This window comes from Flavonifractor sp. An52 (assembly GCF_002159385.1).
GTDB lineage: Bacteria > Bacillota > Clostridia > Oscillospirales > Oscillospiraceae > Flavonifractor > Flavonifractor avicola.
On sequence record NZ_NFIB01000062.1, the window covers coordinates 1 to 2,533 of the forward strand.

2 tRNA genes and 2 rRNA genes are annotated in these 2,533 nt (G+C 53.6%); all 4 read right to left on the minus strand.

The window, feature by feature from the left end:
* A 23S ribosomal RNA gene (locus B5G06_RS13650) occupies window positions 1–504 on the minus strand; the annotation flags it as partial.
* A 279-nt stretch (window positions 505–783) separates the two neighbouring features.
* A tRNA-Ala gene (locus B5G06_RS13655) sits at window positions 784–859 on the minus strand.
* A 14-nt stretch (window positions 860–873) separates the two neighbouring features.
* A tRNA-Ile gene (locus tag B5G06_RS13660) sits at window positions 874–950 on the minus strand.
* A gap of 257 nt (window positions 951–1,207) precedes the next feature.
* A 16S ribosomal RNA gene (locus B5G06_RS13665) occupies window positions 1,208–2,533 on the minus strand; the annotation flags it as partial.

The following is a 2,533-nucleotide window of genomic DNA, read 5'->3' on the forward strand; positions in this document are numbered from 1 at the left end:
CCCTCACGGTACTGCTCCTCTATCGGTCATCAGGTAGTATTTAGGGTTGGAGGGTGGTCCCCCCAGTTTCCCACCGGGTTTCACGTGTCCGGCGGTACTCTGGAACTCGACTAACAGGACTCGGTTTTCGCCTACGGGGCTCTCACCCGCTATGGCCGGCCTTCCCATACCGTTCGGCTAACCTATCCTGCCGTTGTGTCGGTCCACAACCCCAAAGGATAAATCCTTCGGTTTGCCCTCTTCCGCGTTCGCTCGCCACTACTTGCGGAATCTCTGTTGATTTCTCTTCCTCGCCCTACTTAGATGTTTCAGTTCAGGCGGTTCCCCACCTACGCCTATTTGATTCAACGCAGGCTGACAGAGTATTGCTCTGCCGGGTTTCCCCATTCGGAAATCTGCGGGTCAATGCTTATGTGCAGCTCACCGCAGCTTATCGCAGCTTGTCACGTCCTTCATCGGCTCCTGATGCCAAGGCATTCCCCTTGCGCTCTTTATAGCTTGACCTTAGTAGAACAGTCTCATTTCTGAGCTGTTCTCTATTCGATCATGAATTATGCAGGCCTCACAGAAGTTTTGCAATTGGCTACATTGTTTTACCCATTCACCAGAACGGCTTTCGCCATTCTATCTTTAAGTTCCACAACATTGCTGTTATTGCCCTCTGTTGCTTGCTCTTCATACTTTCCATCTGCATTGTTCAGTTTTCAAGGTGCTGACTTCCAACCTCTTTCAAGGTCAGATCGAAACATCTGTTGCCAGGTGCTTCGATCTGATATTGAACTGTGGTGGAGATAGTCGGGCTCGAACCGACGACCCCCTGCTTGCAAAGCAGGTGCTCTCCCAGCTGAGCTATACCCCCATCGAGAGAGAAAGTGGTGGGCCCAAGTGGACTCGAACCACCGACCTCACGATTATCAGTCGTGCGCTCTAGCCAGCTGAGCTATGGGCCCGTAAATAGGTGCCATTCACTTCTTGCCTACCTGGCCCGCGTCGGCATAGCCGCCGCGGTACACGCTAAAAATATGCCGCCGGCATATTTTCTTAACGCGTGTACCCTCTAAATTAAACAACGTGAAAGCTCACTCACCCCAGAAAGCTGACCTTAGGACGTTACGGCGCGCCGTTGGCTCAAAGAAGTGTTACCACTTCTTTGAGAATTATATGCCTCGCTACGCTCGGCATATAATTCGCGCCGAAGTCTCCTTAGAAAGGAGGTGATCCAGCCGCACCTTCCGATACGGCTACCTTGTTACGACTTCACCCCAATTATCGAACCCACCTTCGGCCGCGCCCCCCTTGCGGTTAGGCTACGGACTTCGGGTGTTCCCGACTCTCATGGTGTGACGGGCGGTGTGTACAAGGCCCGGGAACGTATTCACCGCGGCATGCTGATCCGCGATTACTAGCGATTCCAACTTCATACAGGCGGGTTTCAGCCTGCAATCCGAACTGGGATGGCTTTTAGGGATTTGCTCCACCTCGCGGTTTTGCCTCCCTCTGTTAACCACCATTGTAGTACGTGTGTGGCCCAGGACATAAGGGGCATGATGATTTGACGTCGTCCCCACCTTCCTCCGTTTTGTCAACGGCAGTCTCGCTAGAGTGCTCTTGCGTAGCAACTAACAATAAGGGTTGCGCTCGTTGCGGGACTTAACCCAACATCTCACGACACGAGCTGACGACAACCATGCACCACCTGTCACCGGTGCCCCGAAGGGAAGCTCCATCTCTGGAGCGGTCACCGGGATGTCAAGCCCTGGTAAGGTTCTTCGCGTTGCTTCGAATTAAACCACATACTCCACCGCTTGTGCGGGCCCCCGTCAATTCCTTTGAGTTTCAACCTTGCGATCGTACTCCCCAGGTGGGATACTTATTGTGTTAACTGCGGCACGGAGGGGGTCAGACCCCCCACACCTAGTATCCATCGTTTACGGCGTGGACTACCAGGGTATCTAATCCTGTTTGCTCCCCACGCTTTCGCGCCTCAGCGTCAGTTACTGTCCAGCAATCCGCCTTCGCCACTGGTGTTCCTCCGTATATCTATGCATTTCACCGCTACACACGGAATTCCGATTGCCTCTCCAGCACTCAAGAACTACAGTTTCAAATGCAGGCTATGGGTTGAGCCCATAGTTTTCACATCTGACTTGCAGTCCCGCCTACACGCCCTTTACACCCAGTAAATCCGGATAACGCTTGCCACCTACGTATTACCGCGGCTGCTGGCACGTAGTTAGCCGTGGCTTATTCATCAGGTACCGTCATTTTCTTCGTCCCTGATAAAAGAAGTTTACAACCCGAAAGCCTTCATCCTTCACGCGGCGTTGCTGGGTCAGGCTTGCGCCCATTGCCCAATATTCCCCACTGCTGCCTCCCGTAGGAGTCTGGGCCGTGTCTCAGTCCCAATGTGGCCGGTCAACCTCTCAGTCCGGCTACTGATCGTCGCCTTGGTGGGCCGTTACCCCGCCAACCAGCTAATCAGACGCGAGGCCATCTCAGAGCGATAAATCTTTGGCAGTCAGAGCCATGCGGC